The 17,743-nt window shown below is 39.1% G+C and carries 16 protein-coding genes; 11 read left to right on the top strand and 5 right to left on the bottom strand.

From position 1 onward, the window contains the following. The coding region (mobQ, locus tag ACR65F_RS16205; RefSeq protein WP_440505044.1) for a MobQ family relaxase at positions 1-1,809 on the bottom strand (1,809 nt) is incomplete at its 3' end. A gap of 221 nt (positions 1,810-2,030) precedes the next feature. On the opposite strand from mobQ, the gene ACR65F_RS16200 reads away from it, so the two are divergent. Both ACR65F_RS16200 and ACR65F_RS16195 read left to right on the top strand, forming a co-directional pair. After that, complete coding sequence (locus ACR65F_RS16200; protein ID WP_440505043.1) at positions 2,031-2,246, top strand: hypothetical protein; 216 nt, start codon at positions 2,031-2,033, stop codon at positions 2,244-2,246. After that, positions 2,239-2,481, top strand: a complete 243-nt coding sequence (locus ACR65F_RS16195; protein WP_440505042.1) for a hypothetical protein — start codon at positions 2,239-2,241, stop codon at positions 2,479-2,481. The genes ACR65F_RS16200 and ACR65F_RS16195 overlap by 8 nt, the downstream gene beginning before the upstream one ends. A 228-nt stretch (positions 2,482-2,709) precedes the next feature. Here the strand turns inward: ACR65F_RS16195 and ACR65F_RS16190 are convergent, their stop codons facing one another. Further along, complete coding sequence (locus ACR65F_RS16190) at positions 2,710-4,263, bottom strand: primase C-terminal domain-containing protein (protein WP_440505041.1); 1,554 nt, start codon at positions 4,261-4,263, stop codon at positions 2,710-2,712. Positions 4,264-4,988: 725 nt separating this feature from the next. Between ACR65F_RS16190 and ACR65F_RS16185 the strand changes: the two genes are divergently transcribed. Then, positions 4,989-5,789 (top strand): hypothetical protein, encoded by an 801-nt coding sequence (locus ACR65F_RS16185; RefSeq protein WP_440505040.1) that lies wholly within the window; start codon positions 4,989-4,991, stop codon positions 5,787-5,789. Positions 5,790-5,878: 89 nt separating this feature from the next. Here the strand turns inward: ACR65F_RS16185 and ACR65F_RS16180 are convergent, their stop codons facing one another. The 3 genes from ACR65F_RS16180 to ACR65F_RS16170 form a co-directional block, all read right to left on the bottom strand. Next, complete coding sequence (locus ACR65F_RS16180; protein WP_440505039.1) at positions 5,879-6,577, bottom strand: MerR family transcriptional regulator; 699 nt, start codon at positions 6,575-6,577, stop codon at positions 5,879-5,881. An 18-nt stretch (positions 6,578-6,595) separates the two neighbouring features. After that, complete coding sequence (locus ACR65F_RS16175; RefSeq protein WP_440505038.1) at positions 6,596-6,889, bottom strand: phage antirepressor KilAC domain-containing protein; 294 nt, start codon at positions 6,887-6,889, stop codon at positions 6,596-6,598. Positions 6,890-7,013: 124 nt separating this feature from the next. Continuing rightward, positions 7,014-7,358 carry a MerR family transcriptional regulator gene (locus tag ACR65F_RS16170; protein ID WP_440505037.1) on the bottom strand — a complete coding sequence of 115 codons (345 nt, stop codon included), beginning with the start codon at positions 7,356-7,358 and terminating at the stop codon, positions 7,014-7,016. A gap of 191 nt (positions 7,359-7,549) precedes the next feature. Between ACR65F_RS16170 and ACR65F_RS16165 the strand changes: the two genes are divergently transcribed. The 8 genes from ACR65F_RS16165 to ACR65F_RS16130 all read left to right on the top strand — a co-directional run bounded on the left by ACR65F_RS16165 (position 7,550) and on the right by ACR65F_RS16130 (position 17,413). Further along, entirely contained in the window at positions 7,550-8,356 is an 807-nt protein-coding gene (locus ACR65F_RS16165) for an AAA family ATPase (RefSeq protein ID WP_440505036.1), read from the top strand. Next, complete coding sequence (locus tag ACR65F_RS16160; RefSeq protein ID WP_440505035.1) at positions 8,349-8,750, top strand: hypothetical protein; 402 nt, start codon at positions 8,349-8,351, stop codon at positions 8,748-8,750. The genes ACR65F_RS16165 and ACR65F_RS16160 overlap by 8 nt, the downstream gene beginning before the upstream one ends. 262 nt (positions 8,751-9,012) lie before the next feature. Continuing rightward, a complete protein-coding gene (locus ACR65F_RS16155) occupies positions 9,013-9,315 on the top strand; it encodes a hypothetical protein (protein WP_440505034.1) in 303 nt (100 codons plus the stop codon). Between the two features lie 16 nt (positions 9,316-9,331). Beyond that, on the top strand, positions 9,332-10,741 hold the full coding sequence (locus ACR65F_RS16150) for an HsdM family class I SAM-dependent methyltransferase (protein WP_440505033.1): 1,410 nt from the start codon (positions 9,332-9,334) through the stop codon (positions 10,739-10,741). A 1-nt stretch (position 10,742) separates the two neighbouring features. After that, positions 10,743-12,056 (top strand): restriction endonuclease subunit S, encoded by a 1,314-nt coding sequence (locus ACR65F_RS16145; RefSeq protein WP_440505047.1) that lies wholly within the window; start codon positions 10,743-10,745, stop codon positions 12,054-12,056. A 74-nt stretch (positions 12,057-12,130) separates the two neighbouring features. Beyond that, positions 12,131-14,461 carry an EcoAI/FtnUII family type I restriction enzme subunit R gene (hsdR, locus tag ACR65F_RS16140; RefSeq protein ID WP_440505046.1) on the top strand — a complete coding sequence of 777 codons (2,331 nt, stop codon included), beginning with the start codon at positions 12,131-12,133 and terminating at the stop codon, positions 14,459-14,461. Between the two features lie 10 nt (positions 14,462-14,471). Beyond that, entirely contained in the window at positions 14,472-15,941 is a 1,470-nt protein-coding gene (locus tag ACR65F_RS16135; protein WP_440505032.1) for a class I SAM-dependent DNA methyltransferase, read from the top strand. Next, on the top strand, positions 15,938-17,413 hold the full coding sequence (locus ACR65F_RS16130; RefSeq protein ID WP_440505031.1) for a restriction endonuclease subunit S: 1,476 nt from the start codon (positions 15,938-15,940) through the stop codon (positions 17,411-17,413). The genes ACR65F_RS16135 and ACR65F_RS16130 overlap by 4 nt, the downstream gene beginning before the upstream one ends. Positions 17,414-17,743 lie beyond the last annotated feature (330 nt).

Here is a 17,743-nt window from a genome sequence, read left to right as displayed (position 1 = left end):
ATCTTCTGCAACACAATCACTCAACACAAAAGCTTGATAACGAGGGTGTGCCAATTCTTTCAATAATACTGGATCCATTCCTTTCTGTACTCGCAGCAACTCTTGTGCAGACACCTGCTCTCCTCGTAAAACAGCTAAATCATATGCTCGTTTCGCTCGTACATAATCAGGTACAGCTACTAATTGCTCTTTCTTGTATTTCTTCGGTGGCTCACTTGGAAAATTGGCCAGTCGTTCTTTTGTAAAAGCTTCTCCGTAATAATCCATTGCCGTCATCAGCCATTCACGCTGAACTAACGACTTATCCGATACATCCAAACTTGGCATTCGCAAATGAATGCGCTCGTCGTAATAAGATCCAAATAAACGCAATGCCAGTTGCAATCTTTTGATTTCCTTCAACATACTTTCAAAGTTGTCTTTTTCAGCATGAGATAGACGATCCATAGATGCTTTCTGCTGAAGCGATACCCCCTGCTGTTGCATAAAGGTTGCCGCTCGCGTTTGCACAGCTTGTAAGCGTTCCTGTGCTTCGATAACAGTTGTAATCGGTTGTTTTAAAATTGCCTGGACTTGTTCCACCACTTCTGCCTCACGCGCCTGTAACAATGTTTCCTTAATTTCCAACTCATTTAAAGTTCGACCCAGGCGAGCCGTTTCATTGACTAGCTCTCGCTTCTCATAAGACGTCCACTGACTCGTATCTAGGGTTGGATAATACTTCACAGTCAATCGGTCTGCCTCACGATTAAAAAGCTCCTCAGCACGTTGGAAAGCATCCTCCTGCGCCTGATATCCTTTATAACTTGGCTCATTGAATAATCCGAGATCTACTTGGACCTGCAGCTTAACATCCCATAAATAAAGCATCCTTCTTTTATCAGCCAATGACTCCGGCTTCACATACATTTTTAACACTTTAGACAGCTGACCAAGTTCCTTTTTTTCCGTTGGAGATAATGCCTGTAAAATTAGCTGATGATTTTCTAGATTCGTCAGTTTCTCATCCACCTCTAGCAGAGAAACGATTTTTTCATTACGTACTTTCACTTGCCGATTTATTTCCACACGATCTGAAGAACGTCCCTCTTGTTCCATTTTACGGGCCACGTATCCTTCATGAATCATAGGCTCTTGTTCTAAACCTAACTCTGCATGGGACTTCTCTGTAATTTCCACAGCTACACCGGCAAGTGCCAAATGCTGATTCGCATAGAGTGCCCATGCCTGACGCCACTCCTGTATTTTCTCTCTTTTATTCCAGTCATTCATATCAATTTTCCGAGATTTCTTGGCGCCACTCGCAGTATACAAAGACTCTCCATCTTCATCTAAGATATATTCTTTTTTCGACTTGGCTCCCCAGCTGCCATCTTCTAAAAACGGACGCATCGTTAACATCACATGTGCATGAGGATTCTTGTCATCATCTCGATGAATTGCGATATCTGCTACCATCCCCTCATCGACAAATACTTCTTGGACAAAGTGCTTTAACAACTCTTTTTGTTGTTGGTCCGATAATTCAATAGGAAGTGCCACTGTAAACTCACGAGCTAGTTGCGCGTTCTTTGCCTTTTCAATCTTTTCAACTTCATTCCACAAACATTCCCGATCCACACACCAATCTGGCGCGTGGGTTGGTTTTAATATCATCGTATCTGGCATGACTTGACGATGCTGATAGAAATTCTCTTTGTTATAGCGTTCACTATATAATTTTTCACCACTACGATATGCTGCACTGGCAACTGCTGACTGTCCTTTACCTCTGGAAATCACTTGCATACTAAAATGATATATTGCCATTGAGTACTCCCTCACTTTACATGAGCGCAAGCGAATTTTTCACGTGCCAACGTGACCAATCTTTTAGCACGACACCATTTGGAAGCGTAGCGGACAACATGGTGTATAAGTGCGCCCTTAGTTTTCATTTATTTTACCATAGTTGTCTTATTATTTGAATTACTTTATCTTTTATGTTCTACTGTTCTATAATTCCAATCCAACAGTGAGGAGTGTTAGACATGAATGAAATACGTAAAAAGATCGAGAAAATTGAAGAGATGAAAGAACAGATTCGCCAAGAAAGAGAGAAGATGAATGCACAAATCGGTCGTCAATTATTAGCCAAGTTAAATATTCAGCATGAAGATCTATCAAAAGAGAAAGTGGATGAATTGATTAATACGCTTTCTACTCTTTACAATGAATATCAAACACCTGTAACAACCAATGACTAACGAACAACTCAAAAAGCTCTTAGCCGAAAAAAATAAGTTAGAACTTGAACTCAATCGTCTACAATACACCAAAAACAAACAGCAGCACACCACCTTGTTAATTCAAAAAGGAAAGCTGCTTAATCATTATCTTGATGCCGATCATTTATCCATCACAGAGACAGAAGAAATGCTCAAGCTGTTCAGCCAATTCATCATTGATAAACGTCCAGAACGCTTCAAAAAAACTACTTAACCAAGGTGGAAATTTCTACTTGTGTTAAGTAGTTTTTTCAATATGAACCCCCATACCAAGCCCAAAGGTCCTCGCCCAGCAAGCTGGACTGTGGAACGCCTCCCGCTGTGGGCTCTGCTCCCCTTCAAACCTCCTTCTAATAAATCATCAATCACTGATACATAGGGTAGTATCGATCATCTTAGAAATACGTAATTAGAAATATGTAGGGCAGACTGGAGTATTAATTTATCCTGAGCTATCGAGCGACGAGAAAGTAAAGCTGTACTTGTCGGGTAGTACTTTTAAGAGACTTAGTTTTTGGATTAATTTACGATAGCCTGCGATTGGCTCAAGCGCATTTACATGTGATTCGATGATTTGGTGTACATAAGTTGTATACGTATTCTTTTGCGTTCTTAAAAGATCGAGGGTATAGGTAATAAATAGCTGTACGGTTGTCCAGCCTGTTTTACTAGCACGACCTTTTCCAGTGACAGTCTTGATTAGTTTTGTAGAACTATTCAGCAACACATTCAACGTACTTTGAGGGATACCGATTGCTTCGCACATCTCTTTTTGAGTAAGCCAAATAAACGGCTCTGTCGTCTGTTTTTGAGCCGTAATGTATTCAATGATGTCATCTTCCCATTCGTCATAATGACTGCGCTGACGATCTTCTCTTGCCTTCTTGAACTTATACCAGCATCTATGCCCGAGTGACACCTTGTAAGATGCACCATTTTTCACGTGAAGGGCTAATAATGCCTCTACATATTCTTTGCTCGGCCCGTGGTATTTCCCTGAATATGCCGACTGCAGGATCGTATGTAAATCGGATGCATTCAGAGGGTCTTCCAGACGCGCGTTAAATTCGTCTAAAAAATTCTCTGTCCGCTCCATATCCCATCCTTCGCTATAACCGATTAAAGCGAGAGTAAACAACGTATTATTGCGCCCCAACTTTCCTTTCTCTCCGTTAATATTCACGGTATGGACAAGCGCATCGAACCAATCACTTTTTAAAACACTGTTTGCCAGTCGTTTCGTTGCCAGGACAAATAATGGCCGATCTTTGTTGTCATCCTGACGCATCGACCAATCAATGAGGGATCCAACAGCGTAAACATTATCAAGCCCCGCATAAACAATATTTGTCGCATTCGGTAAGCGGAAGAACCCGAAGTCATTGCAAAAAACATCTGCCTCTACTGCTTGCAGACTTTGCTTTAAATTATCACTAATACGCTTGGCCACTTTTAAGCCGCGGAAATCATTTTTAGGTGAAATAAAGAACGGCTGTTGTAAAGCAAAATACAGCTGGTAGCCACGTGTTGATTCAACAATGAGTGTCGGTAATCCGATAGAGTTATCCATGCATGTTAATAGCAGTTCGTTTGTGGTGTACTTCTTTGTGTCAATATCCACGACAAATGTATTGATTTGCTGTAAGTTCCGTTCTTCAAAGCCATGGATATACCGGTGGTTTTCATCCGTGTAGCCAAATGTGCGGTAAACATTTGGTGTGAAGTGAGTCAATGCTTGAGCATCTTCCAGCAAGGTTTCTTTTGACGTGACTATATAGCCACGCACTCCGTTTGCTGTGAAGTGGGCCTTGTCACGCACGACAAAGACAGCGCCTTTTTTATGTACGCGATCTTGCTTTTCTGCCGTAACACGAGTCGGTAAACTCGCCTTCGACTGTTTTGTTTTAAAAGTCGTGATTCCCTCATGAAGCAACACATTATATATTTGAGCCAGCTCTTCCTCTGACTTTTTCTCTGAAAATGCACAAATAGCCATGGACATATACTCCCCCTCTGTCGGTGAGCGTCCATAGCTATCTCGTTAAAAGGCGCACTTAAAAAAGCACTTACGCAAAATTTCAATGCAAGTGTATTGAAATAAAGGTCTGCCATTGCTATAATTAACATAATCTAAAACTAGCTAATGGCGTGTTACCAGCACACCATTAAGTGTTATAGCAATGTTTTAACGACGATAAGTCAGTTACCAGCTAACTTATGGACGCTCACTTATTTAGTTGTTAAAAATCATCTGAGTCATTCCTTGTCCGGCCAAAGACAAATAGGAATGGCTTTTTATTTTATGTACCGCTTGATTACTACTAACTTAAACACATACAAATAGACTTGTAAACTCATAAATAATCCATATTAGACAGCAGCTTTGTCGAATTTTGTTGTTTTCCACTTTTGCGAGAAAGTTGGATTCAGGTAGAAATTGCAAACTTCTACTTTTCTACCTTTGCTAAGTAGAAGCGAATTTTGAGTAGATAAAATAAATACAAAAAAAGCCCCAATGCATAATCGCACTAGGGTTTTCGTGATATTCAAGGAAGTCTATATATATTTCAAAAGTAGAAATTTCTACTTTTGTTAAGTAGATACGTTTCCTTCCGAAGTGGAAAAGTGGAAATTTCTACTTATGCGAGGATGTTGGCGTTATATTACATTTTTGTTACAATCATTTAAGTAGGTCTTTTAATAATTCCGGAGGGGGAAACGATGGCCAATACTAAGCAGAGGTTAAACAAAAGAAGAAAAGCCTTAATTGAAATTCACAATTTGATAGATGACGCTTCCCAATTATTAATTATTCATTACTCGTGTGAGAGTTTCTATGATATTAAAGATGGTCGAACACCTAGGATTACTTCTATAGCTGTTAGATATTTTAATACGGGGCAAACAGAAACTTTTTCTATCCACAAGATTGCAGAGAAGAATGGCTATTTATCAGAAATTGAAAGTCGCTACGATGAATTTGAAAAAATTATGCTACGTGATTTTTATAAATTTGTTAAAGCTCATTTAAATCACAACTGGGTTCATTGGAATATGCGAGATATTAACTATGGATTTCAAGCTATTGATCATAGATACAGTGTATTAGGCGGAAAACCAATACCGATACCTGATTCCCAGAAATTCGATTTAGCAAGAAAACTAGTAGATATATATGCAGATTATGCAGATCATCCCCGTCTTGAAAAACTGATAGAACTAAATAATATTACTAAAAAAGACTTTTTAAACGGCGCAGAAGAAGCAAAAGCATTTGAAGAATTAAAGTATGTTGAATTACATCGCTCTACACTTAGAAAAGTGGATATTTTTCATTCAATACTTGAACGAGTTATCGATAAAAGTCTTAAAGTTAAAAGTAAGTGGCATCACATCTATGGATTTACTCCTCAAGGAATATTCGAATCACTAAAGGATCATTGGGTATTCGCATTAATTTCTTTAATAGTAGGAGCCGCTTTATCGGCTGTTCTGGGAATTGTATTTCTAAGTTTTTTTTAGTGCTGAAACGTGAGTATGCCAAGTCGTCAAATTAATACAACTGATTTTAATCATTATATCCTATAGTCAAAACTCTTAATAAACTTTTTTTATTCATTTATTTCGTTTTTCAAGGTTGCTTCAAGGTTGGCATCAACAAAATTGCGAATAAATCGGTCTTTTTCCATGTGGTTTTCTTCTGATTTACGGAACCATTTTTTTATAAGTCGTTTCTCTTCTGGCTCCAGTTGCCACAAAATTTCAGCTTCCTCCTTAAGTTTGGTTTTAAGTCTATGGACAGTTAAAAACTCTGTAGTGTACTGGCTTCTTTGGGCGTCCTTAAGAATATGATTCTCTTCTGACACTGTCGCTAGCTGCTGTTGAAATCCTACCATCATTTCTTTCATCGAAATTATTGCGTTATTGATGTCCTGAACATTACGGATAAGATCGTCCTGTTGATCTAAGTAACGTTGTTTTTCTTTAAAGTCCTCTATTTCATTGGCTTTAACCACCGATACAGAAACAGTCGATGGTTCATTCCCCATATCACTAGAAGCGCCGTGACCAGCGACCACAACATTAGCAGCAGCAACCCGATTCATCTTGGCAACCTCAATCAAATGTTTCATCTGAGATAGTGCATCTAAGTCCTCACTTGTGAAATCTCTATTTTTTCCATCGTTACGTTGAAAGATGAATCCGCGCTTTTCCAACTCAAGACAGTACTTGCGTATCGTAACGGTCTCTAACCCTAATCTGCTAGCTATTTCACTGGTTTTCATGCTTGCTTCGATAACGTTGTCCATAACATCACCCCCAATGACTTACTCAATTTCATATTCAAACATTTTATTTAAAATATATTTCTCACCTTCGTCAGTTATCAGAACCGTAAAATTTTTATGATTCCTACCATATTGATCGAACCCTTCTGATATATCAACTTCCTTCAAATAAGCAGATCGTTTAGCCGTATTTGTAGCTCTCATTTTTTTATATCCATCTGTATAAATCATTTCCCATTCCCGCAACATGGCCTTTAATTCTTTCTGATTTATCATTTGACCTCTATCAATAATTTTCTCTACCATCTCTTTTAAAGTAATTCCATTTTCCATATACAACCCCCCCATTATCCAAACATTCGAATTTATTTACAGTGAGATAAAACATGCAAAAATCTTTGCTTTGTTATGTCATTATTAACGTTCAGAACGTTATGGATTAGATTGTCTAGTTGATCTAAGTAACGTTGTTTTCCTTTAAACTCCATATTCCATCGGCTTTAATCACCGATACGGAAACAGACGGTGATTCATTCCCTGTATCACTAGAAGGCCCGTGACCTGAGACAACAACATTTGCAGCCGCGACCCAATTCATCTTGGCAACTTCGATCAAACGTTTCATCTGAGATAGTGCATGTAAGTCCTCACTTGTGAACTCCTGGTTATTTCCTTCGTTACGCTGAAAGAGAAATCCATGCTTCTCTAATTCAAGACAGCACTTGCGTATCGTAACGGCCTCTAACCCCAACCGACCGGCTATTTCACTGATTTTTATGCTTGCTTCGGTAACGTTGTCCATAACATCACCTCAATGACTTATTCAACGCTATAGAGGTTTTCCCCTTTAATTAGATAGTATTCTGTGAGCCATCATACCAAATATTTAAAAGTAGAACTTTGCAAAGAAGTATTTTGCAAAGTGTTTTTTGTTAAGTTATACTTGATACATAGATTCTGAACTTGATAACGTGATTTGAAGGAGATGAAATAATGGCAATTACGATCGTGGTGGGGAACTTTAAAGGTGGCGTTGGGAAAACGAAGGTATCGGTCATGGCGAGTTGGGAGTTAGCTTTTGACCGTAATAAAAAGGTATTGCTTGTTGATATGGATCCGCAAGGCAATGCGAGTACATTAATTGCGCGTTCCACAGGGGTCACTGAAATTAATACTAGTATTTTCGAAGGCTTCCAAAATGGTTCATTAAAAGAATGCATCGTCAAAATGACGGACAATCTGCATGTCATTCCTGCACAAGTGTCCTTTAAAAATTTCCCGAAATTTTTATATGCCAATGTAAAAGAAGAAATTGATCAAGTTTCTTATTTAAAGAAGCTACTTGATCCAATTCGTGATGACTATGACTATATTTTCATTGATGTACCTCCAACAATCAGTGACTTCTCTGATAACGCGATGATGGCTGCTGATTACGTATTAATCATCCTCCAAGCTCAGGAGCTATCACTAGAAGGCGCTGAAACGTATATAAAGTATCTGCAATTCATGGCAGATAATTATGATGCAGATATCCAAGTCGCAGGTGTTCTTCCTGTTCTGCTTCGTCCAGGTGGGCGTGTCGATATTTCTACGCTCGAACGTGCAAGAGAGATGTTCGGCAGTGATAACGTCATGGATAGTGTCATCAAGCACCTAGAACGGCTAAAGGCGTGGGATGTAACGGGAATTACGAACAATGATATGCATGACCGCAAAGCCCATCAAGTTTTCTTGGACGTCATTGACGAGTTGGAAGCGAAACTGTCCCAATTCGAGGAGGCCGGTAAGTATGAGTAATGAAAAAGGTGGATTAATCAAGAAGAAAAAGAAACCGACAATCATGCAGCCGTCCGTACCCGTAAAGAAAAACGATATGGACTTTGGCTATACAGAGCAACAAAAGCAAGAAAAACCTGTTTCCGTTAAGCCTACAGCAAAACCTGAAGCGACAAAAATTGCTCCACCTACACCTCGTAAGAAATTAGGTGTCGGCAAGACAAATAGTACAAAAAGCTTAAAAGTGCCTACATTGATTCACAGTGAATTGAATTTACTCGGATCCTTTATGGACGAACATAAGACATACGTTATTCTTCAAAATTTGATTGATAGCTATGTGAAAAACGAGCTGACTGATCGCCAGCAACGGCAGTTTGACTTTATGGTTGAGGCGTTTTTTGAAGATAAGTAACAAGTGTACTTCATACGCATTAATAACACACAAGCCATAAATTAATTTCTATTTCTTCAATATTCCAAGCTCCCAAGCCAACTTAGGTTTATGGGGGTTTTTTCTTTCTCAAATTTAAAAACGCTCCAGTGATAAAAATTTTACTTACATAAATACAAAAACCACAAATGCGTTGACATTAATTAAAACGTATTATATACTTCAAATATATAAAACGCTCCAGTGATAAACAATTATAACAAAAAGGAGAATTTACCCCTCTATGATTATTCTAGAAATTTATTGGAAAGTAATATGTCGCTATGGTCATGTAGGAACAAAAAGAGAAATTCACGTATCGAGGTATTTACAGACACCAAGTAATTCCAATCTAATGGATGTTGTCAAAATGGTAGCTGGTATGCCTGGTGTAAAAAAAGGCGATAACATCCTTCACTCCATTGTTGGAGCACGACCAATAACTAAAGAACAATATCTAAAAGGAAAAGCAGAAGAAGAGCAAAATTTGTATTTGCAAAAGCTCAAATCTTATCACAAGACAATCGCAAATAAGATTGCTTCATAAAACGAGGAGGATGACAGTGAATATTAAAAACGACCATCTAAAGCTTGAAAATGACATCGAGAAAAAACTGAGAAGGAAGGGGCTTCCTGTGGTAAAGCGGGAGGCTAAGGTCGGAAGAAGTTACGTAGATCTAGTGGGTTATTCAATTTCACTAGAAGGAGAACTACTGCCTGAAGTTGTGGTTGAGGTGAAAATGAATCCTACGGCTTCTGCTCAACAACAATTAATGAAATATGTAGCTGATTTAAATGCTCCTTACGCAGTTTTAAAGACAAATGAACGAGAATATTGGTTTGAAGGAAAATCTTTCTTGCCAATCGATGAGCCGCAATTTGCACAAGGGAACAATTACTTGGTGAATGAGGAAGACGTCACAGCTGTACTATACGGGGTAATGGATAGATTGCGTGGTCTCCTTAAGCCTGACCAAGCTCTTATAATGTTGTCCCTTACGCTACTGGTAAGATCTTATTTGGAAAAGAACCAAAAGACGGACCTTTGGTGGTCCATCGATAACGAGGACATATTACATCGCTTAATTCAGGATGCTGTTACGGATTACTCCTTAGATATCATTCCAGCTAGATATGGGTTGAATAAAGAAACCATATCCTTTGTGATAAATCAGATAAGTGCATTACCAACCAAAAGTCCATATCTACAAAAAGCCTTGTTAAAAGTCGAGGACCAAAAAACTATGGGTCAATACCTATCTCCATCTCATGTAAGAGTACTTTTTGCCAAAATAGCACAGACCCTATCGTTAAACTGCGATACTGTTGCTGATTTGGCAGCAGGCATGGGTTCAATAGCCTTTGAAGTCATGCAAACAAACAGTATTCAGCATCTGTCCGGTTTTGAAAAGCAAAAGGATACGTGCAACCAGTTGAAAATACTCTCCATTCTTGGAGGGTTTGGCCCTTCAGAGATTACTTGCGGGGACGCATTATCATCTGAGAATACCAATGTATTGCCGGACAATTCCCAATCCCTTGTTCTTGTTGATCCTCCTCTTGGAGGGCGATACAAACTCTCTGAGGAACAGCAGATTCATTTTCAATTAGCTCAAGGGAAAAAATCCAATGAAGTAACTGATTTATTCATAGAAAAGGCAATACGGGTCGCCAAGCCAGGCGGTTACATTTTGGCTTTAGTTCCAGAGAAAGTGTTATTTTCAAGTAGTTCGAAAATAACCAGAGAATTCATCAAAGAGAACACAATAATTGAAGCCATTATAAGCTTGCCACCACACACCTTAAAACCATATACGGCGGTAAAAACAAGCATGCTGGTTTTACGTAGGAAGCTGAATTCCGAAGAAACGGCTAATGAGCTTTTCCTAGCTCAGGCGGAAAGTATTGATGAATTCAAGGATATCGCTTTGAAGTTTGCTGAGTGGAAGAAAGGAGTTCCTTCTATTGATTAAAGTGAAATCTGTACCGTATACAAATCTAAATCATATTGACTGGACCTTTCATGGCTTAGGCACAGATACCAAATTTGAAGAATATGAAGGGGTACCATTAAGCGATATTGCTGTCCTCAACCCCGATCATTTACATTCAAGTAGCATTGATGTGACTGCTTCATATAAATACTTGGATTTGAGTTGTGTGTCTTCGTTTTCAGGCTTGATAACCGAACATAAGGAGGTAAGTGGAGAGAAGCTTCCGGCTCGAGCTACATTAATTGTACAGAGTGGTGACATCCTTCTTTCTACGGTTAGACCTGAACGTAACCAGATCAGTATCGTCACATCTGATTTCGACGGATGTATAGTAAACTCTTCTTTTATTGTCATTCGCCCCAAACTGATTGAACAAGAAATTTTGTATTTTATTTTAAGAAGTCCTAAAATCAATGCGCTGCTCCAGTCAAAAGCAAGGGGCACATCCATACCCACCCTAAAGTTAGAAGATGTTAAGGAACTTTGCATTCCTTTGAATAGTAGTACAGGGGATTTGGCCGAGGAAGCGAGGCAGCTATTCCGACAATGGGTACAACTTAATCAGAATTCTAAGGACTTAGGGGAAATCACAGAAGAGATTTTCGTCGAGGAAAATCTAATTCATAAGTATGAAAGCCCATCAATAACTAGTCTTACAAAGGTAATGCCTTACAGCACTCTAAGCGATAGATTAGATGTATCCTATTACTTGGAAAAACCTCAAAATCAAGCGTGGCAGATACCGGTAAATAAGCTTTCTGAGCTTGCAATAACATTCTTGTCTGGAGTCCCAATACCCTCCAAAGAATATAAAAATTCCGGTCTTCCTTATGTCCGGATACAAGATCTTCAGGAAGGAAAGATTTCAAGTGATAAATTGGTGTTTTTTGATGAGCAAACTGCAAATGAAAAGTCAAAAGCTCGTCTGTTATCTGGAGATATATTAATTTCTAGAGTCGGTACAATTGGAAAAGCTGCGCTAGCTAAAGAATCAGACGAAGGCGCCTTAGCTAACCAACATATCTCTATTGTTCGTGTTAACCCTGAAAACATTCTGCCTGAGTTCGTTTTGCTATATCTTTCTACGCGATGGGCATCTGAACAATTGGAACAAAAAGCCGCCGGAACTGCTCAAAGATTCATTAAGCTAAAAGATATTAAGGATCTCATAGTACCATTGCCTTCGGTACAGCTTCAGAAAGAGATTGTCAGTAAGGTATTTCAACGTGTGAAGTCGGAAAGCACGGATACCATCTCCAAGGAAATCTCGAGATTCACCAGTCTGTTGATCTAATGTACGTAAAATACAATCTTGTTAAATGATACAATAAAATAAAAGGGGGTCCTCCATTGAAAACCAAAAAGCAAATGACAGAAGAGGACATTAAAAACAAGTTCATCACACCTGCAATTGACCAGTCTGGATGGGATGTAAAGACAAATGTGTTTTTTGAACACAGCTTTACGGATGGGCGCGTTATCGTACGCGGAAACTTGACAACAAGGGCACCGCGAAAAAGGGCGGATTATCTGTTGATGCACAAAAAAAATTATCCAATTGCTATCATTGAAGCAAAAGATAATCGGCACTCTGTAGGGGCCGGCATGCAACAAGCAATCGAATACGCAAGAATCTTGGACGTACCTTTCGCATACAGCTCAAACGGCGATAGCTTTCTAGAACATGACATGCTGACAGGCAAAGAAAGAGAACTATCCATCGATGAGTTCCCTTCTCCCGAGTCCCTTTGGGAAAGGTATGAGCGAGAAAAAGGCTTAACCGAAGAACAAAAAGAGGTTATTAACGAACCTTACTACTTTCAGTTGGGTGATAAAACTCCAAGGTATTACCAACGCATTGCTGTCAACAGAACAGTGGAAGCAATAGCTAAGGGGCAGAATCGGGCTCTTCTTGTGATGGCTACAGGAACAGGGAAAACGTATACAGCTTTTCAGATTATTTATCGTCTCTGGAAAGCTGGAAAAAAGAAAAAGGTTCTATTCCTGGCCGATAGAAATATTTTGATCGATCAGACAATGACAAATGATTTTAAGCCTTTTGAAAAGGTCATGACAAAGGTTGAAAATCGCAAGCTAGATAGCTCCTACGAAATCTACTTGGCTTTGTACCACCAATTGGCTGGGGACGAAGGAGAAGAGCCATTCCGACAGTTCAAACCCGATTTCTTTGATCTTATCGTTATTGATGAGGCACACAGGGGATCTGCGAAGGAAGAAAGCGCGTGGAGAAAAGTGCTGGATTATTTTAGCACGGAAAACACAACGCATATTGGTCTCACTGCAACACCTCTTAAAACAAAAGACGTTTCAAGTACTGATTACTTTGGCCAGCCGATTTACACGTACAGCCTAAAAGAAGGTATCGACGATGGTTTCCTTGCACCGTACAAAGTAATCCGTGTAGGGCTGGATGTAGACTTGGAAGGATATCGACCTAAAAAAGGGAAATTAGACATTCATGGAAATCTCGTGGATGACCGCGAATACAACATAAAAGATTACGACAGAACGCTTATCATTGACGAACGAACCGAGACAGTTGCTAAACGAATCACTGAATTCCTAAAAAAAACAGATCGTTTGGCTAAAACCATTGTGTTTTGTATTGACATAGACCATGCTGAGCGTATGCGACAGGCTTTAGTAAATGAGAATGCCGACCTGGTTAAGGAAAATCCTCGTTATGTTATGCGTATCACAGGTGATAATCCTGAAGGCAAAGCGCAGCTTGATAACTTTATTGACCGAGAAAGCCAATACCCGACCATTGTGACAACTTCCAAGTTGCTTACAACTGGAGTAGATGCAAAAACATGCAAACTCATCGTACTCGATTCCAATATCAATTCCATGACGGAGTTCAAACAAATTATTGGGCGCGGCACACGACTAGATCCGGAGCATGGAAAAGAATACTTTACAATTCTCGACTTTAGAAATGCCAGTCGTCTCTTTGCAGATCCTGACTTCGACGGAACTCCAGAGGGTGTGGTCGATGTTCCTCCAGATGGTCCTATCATTGATCCATCTCCAACCCCTCCGGATGATGAGCCAACTGATGGCTTTCCACCTCATCCCGAGCCAGGTACCGGAGGCGATGATCCAGGTGAGCCTTTGAAAAAATTCAGGATTAATGATGTCGATGTGAAGGTTATAAATGAACGCGTTCAATACTATGACAAAGGTGGTCTGCTCATTACTGAAAGTCTTACAGACTACACGAAGAAAAATATTTTAAAGGAATACGCTACACTGAAAGATTTCCTCAAAAAGTGGAACTCGGAGCAAAAGAAGCAGGCCATCCTTGATGAGTTGGCAGAGCATGGCGTTTTGCTCGATGCCTTGCGTGAGAATGAAAATTTGGCAGACCTGGACGACTTCGACCTGATTTGCCACTTGGCTTTTGACCAGCCTGCACTTACCAAAGCTGAACGAGCAAATAATGTAAAAAAGCGCGGCTATATTTACCAATATAAAGATGTGGCGAGACCCGTACTGGAAACCTTGCTCGACAAATATAAAGATGAAGGTATTAATCAGCTTGAAGGTACGGAAGTGCTGGAACTAAAGGAATTTGAGAAGTTCGGCAGCCCCCTAAAGATTGTTAAAGCTTTCGGAGGTAAAAAGAAGTATATGGAAGCCGTAAGAGAACTACAAGACGAAATATATCTAGCTTAGGAGCCTAAAGATGACAACAAGATCATTTATTAAAAGTTTACAAGATATTATGCGAAATGATGCGGGCGTCAATGGTGACGCCCAGCGCATCGAGCAAATTGTATGGTTGCTCTTCCTTAAAGTTTATGATGCCAAGGAAGAACTCTGGGAGTTCCATGATGATGACTTCCAATCCATTATTCCGGAAAAATATCGTTGGCGTAACTGGGCAGTGGACGAAAGGAACGGAAAGGCAAAAACGGGTGAGGCTCTTCTCACATTCATAAATGAAGAACTGATACCTTCACTTAAAAACCTTGAGGTCGATGAGCATACACCGATTAGCAAATCTATCGTGAAATTTGCATTTGAGGATACGTACAACTATATGAAAGACGGTGTCCTGCTGCGCCAGGTCGTCAATGTTATAGATGTAGTCGATTTCACAGATCATAAAGAACGCCACGATTTTAACGATATCTATGAACAGATTCTAAAGGATTTGCAGAACCAACGATCTTCCGGGGAATATTACACCCCCCGGGCCGTAACAGATTTCATTGTACAAATGGTTAAGCCACAAATTAAAGATAAAATTGCTGACTTCGCTTGCGGAACAGCTGGTTTCCTGACTTCTTCGCTTAATTATTTAGAGGAGCAGGTGCATTCTGTAAAAGATAGAGAGGCCTATAATCAGGCTGTCTTTGGAATTGAAAAAAAAGCTCTTCCTCACTTGCTTTCTGTTACCAATTTGTTGTTGCATGATATTGATAATCCGTTTATTATTCATGGCAACGCCTTGGAAAAGAACGTGCGGGACTATTCTGAAAAGGACCGTTTCGATGTTATCTTGATGAATCCTCCATATGGTGGTTCCGAGCAAGACAGCATTAAAATGAATTTCCCAATGGATCTAAGAAGCAGTGAAACAGCAGATCTATTTATGTCTGTCATTATGTATCGCTTGAAGAGAGATGGTCGAGCAGGCGTGATTCTGCCTGACGGTTTCTTGTTTGGGGCTGATAACGCTAAGTTGGCCATCAAAGAGAAACTTATCAAAGAGTTTAACCTGCATACGGTGATCAGATTACCGCACAGTGTTTTTGCTCCCTACACAAGCATTCGGACAAACATCCTATTCTTTGATAAAACCAAGCCAACAGAAGAAACTTGGTTCTATCGATTGGACATGCCAGAAGGATATAAGAACTTCTCCAAAACGAGACCGATTAAACTTGAACACTTCTCTCCAGCAATGGAATGGTGGGAAAATCGAGTTGAAATAACAGAAGGTAACTTTGATAAGGCGAAAAGATACTCTGCAGAGAAAATTATCGGGGGTAATTATAACTTAGACTTATGCGGTTTCCCGCAGGAAGAGGAAGAATTACTGGATCCGGATGAGCTAATGGAAAATTACCAAGTGAAAAGAACAGAGTTAAACAAACAGATCGACAGCATTTTAGCTGATATTCAAACAATTCTAGGTGATAAGCAATGAAGGCACAACAACTAAAAAATTCGATTCTCCAATATGCTATGCAGGGCAAGCTAGTTGCACAAGATTCTAATGATGAACCTATTAATGTATTGCAACTTAATGAAGATAAAACGTTAAATTTCAAAGAAAATTCCCCTCCCTTTACTAGTGGCGAAGTTCCCTTTGAATTGCCTGATTCTTGGGCATGGGCGCGTCTTGACCAATTAGGTATAGTTCAGACAGGGACAACTCCCTCTACAAGTAATAAGGAAAACTATGGTGACTATATCCCTTTCATAAAGCCTGGCGATATATTCGGTAGTTATATTGACTATGACAACCAAAAGCTCTCAGAGACAGGAATTAAAAAGGGCCGATTGATATCAAAAAATTCTATTCTCATGGTATGTATAGGTGGTTCTAGGGGGAAGTGTTATTATACAGACAGAGATGTATCCTGCAATCAGCAAATAAACACATTAACTCCTTTTGCAGATATAGTAGATTTAAAATATCTCTACTATATTTTGACCTCAAATTATTTTAAGGATTTAATGATTTACCAAGCTACAGGCACCGCAACTCCAATTATAAACAAAACAAAATGGTGTAGCTTTCTTGTTCCGATATGCTCTCTAAGTGAGCAAAAAAAAATCGCAAAAAGAATTCAAGAAATATTTGAAGTAATTGACCATTACGATGCTCTTGAACAAGAACTCACCGCACTAAACACCAATTTCCCAACAAACATGGAGAAATCGATTTTACAGTACGCTATGCAAGGTAAGCTGGTTGAGCAAGATCATAATGACGAGCCTGCCAGCTTATTGCTAGAACAAATTGCAAAAGAGAAAGAACAGCTCATCAAAGATAAAATGATTAAGCGGGAAAAGGCGCTCCCACCTATCACTGACAAGGAAATTCCTTTTGAGATACCTGATTCTTGGGAATGGGTTAGATTAAATGATATTACGTCATATATACAAAGAGGAAAGTCTCCAAAATACTCCGATATCAAAGAGATTCCTATTATTTCGCAAAAATGTGTGCAATGGTCTGGTTTTTCATTAGATAAAGCTAGATTTTTAAATCCGGATGCAATAAGTAGTTATACACCTATCAGATATTTAAAAAAGAACGATCTGTTATGGAATTCAACCGGTCTTGGTACCCTAGGTAGAATAGCAATATATTCCGAGGTAGCAAGTGAATATAAAACTGTTGTGGCAGATTCACATGTAACTATTATTAGACCTTTTTTCGCAGATATTGTAAGTAAATTTATATACTATTTCATTGCTTCTCCTCTTGTTCAGAACAATATTGAGGATATTTGCAGTGGTAGTACTAAACAAAAAGAATTGAATACGACCACAGTAAAAAGCTTTCTTGTTCCATTTCCTCCTTTATCTGAGCAACAACGAATTATAGCAGAAATAGAGAACATACTGAGCTACACTAATCAATTAACAAGCGTAATTGCAGCAGATTAAGAACTAGATCAGCTATGAATTTAGCATAACATCAAATCATTAAAGTTATGAAATCTGGCAGTTTTTACATGCCCGGTGTTTCTGGCTAGATGTGATTTCCTTATGGCAAGCCACCTAATTATAAGATCGTGGGGAACCTAGTACCTCCCTTAGTACGATTGGCATCATCTACAAGAAGAATTGCAAATAGGACAGATTATTTCATCGAATGAAGAAATATATATAAAACCACCGTTATATAGACATTTTAAACAGCCTTCTCAAATTAACGTTTGAGAAGGCTGCATTTTATTGTTTCTGTCTATTTACTCGTCTATAATATATATTATA

Source organism: Sporosarcina sp. SAFN-010 (assembly GCF_059415065.1).
The sequence above is the reverse complement of the archived record's forward strand: the minus strand, read 5'-3'. Positions and strand labels throughout refer to the sequence as shown.

Excerpts from the sequence above, each read along its gene's own strand:
- ACR65F_RS16200 (WP_440505043.1), top strand. The coding sequence starts at position 2,031 with ATGAATGAAATACGTAAAAAGATCGAGAAAATTGAAGAGATGAAAGAA.
- ACR65F_RS16195 (WP_440505042.1), top strand. The coding sequence starts at position 2,239 with ATGACTAACGAACAACTCAAAAAGCTCTTAGCCGAAAAAAATAAGTTA.
- ACR65F_RS16190 (WP_440505041.1), bottom strand. The coding sequence starts at position 4,263 with ATGGCTATTTGTGCATTTTCAGAGAAAAAGTCAGAGGAAGAGCTGGCT.
- ACR65F_RS16185 (WP_440505040.1), top strand. The coding sequence starts at position 4,989 with ATGGCCAATACTAAGCAGAGGTTAAACAAAAGAAGAAAAGCCTTAATT.
- ACR65F_RS16180 (WP_440505039.1), bottom strand. The coding sequence starts at position 6,577 with ATGGACAACGTTATCGAAGCAAGCATGAAAACCAGTGAAATAGCTAGC.
- ACR65F_RS16175 (WP_440505038.1), bottom strand. The coding sequence starts at position 6,889 with ATGGAAAATGGAATTACTTTAAAAGAGATGGTAGAGAAAATTATTGAT.
- ACR65F_RS16170 (WP_440505037.1), bottom strand. The coding sequence starts at position 7,358 with ATGGACAACGTTACCGAAGCAAGCATAAAAATCAGTGAAATAGCCGGT.
- ACR65F_RS16165 (WP_440505036.1), top strand. The coding sequence starts at position 7,550 with ATGGCAATTACGATCGTGGTGGGGAACTTTAAAGGTGGCGTTGGGAAA.
- ACR65F_RS16160 (WP_440505035.1), top strand. The coding sequence starts at position 8,349 with ATGAGTAATGAAAAAGGTGGATTAATCAAGAAGAAAAAGAAACCGACA.
- ACR65F_RS16155 (WP_440505034.1), top strand. The coding sequence starts at position 9,013 with ATGATTATTCTAGAAATTTATTGGAAAGTAATATGTCGCTATGGTCAT.
- hsdR (WP_440505046.1), top strand. The coding sequence starts at position 12,131 with ATGACAGAAGAGGACATTAAAAACAAGTTCATCACACCTGCAATTGAC.
- ACR65F_RS16135 (WP_440505032.1), top strand. The coding sequence starts at position 14,472 with ATGACAACAAGATCATTTATTAAAAGTTTACAAGATATTATGCGAAAT.
- ACR65F_RS16130 (WP_440505031.1), top strand. The coding sequence starts at position 15,938 with ATGAAGGCACAACAACTAAAAAATTCGATTCTCCAATATGCTATGCAG.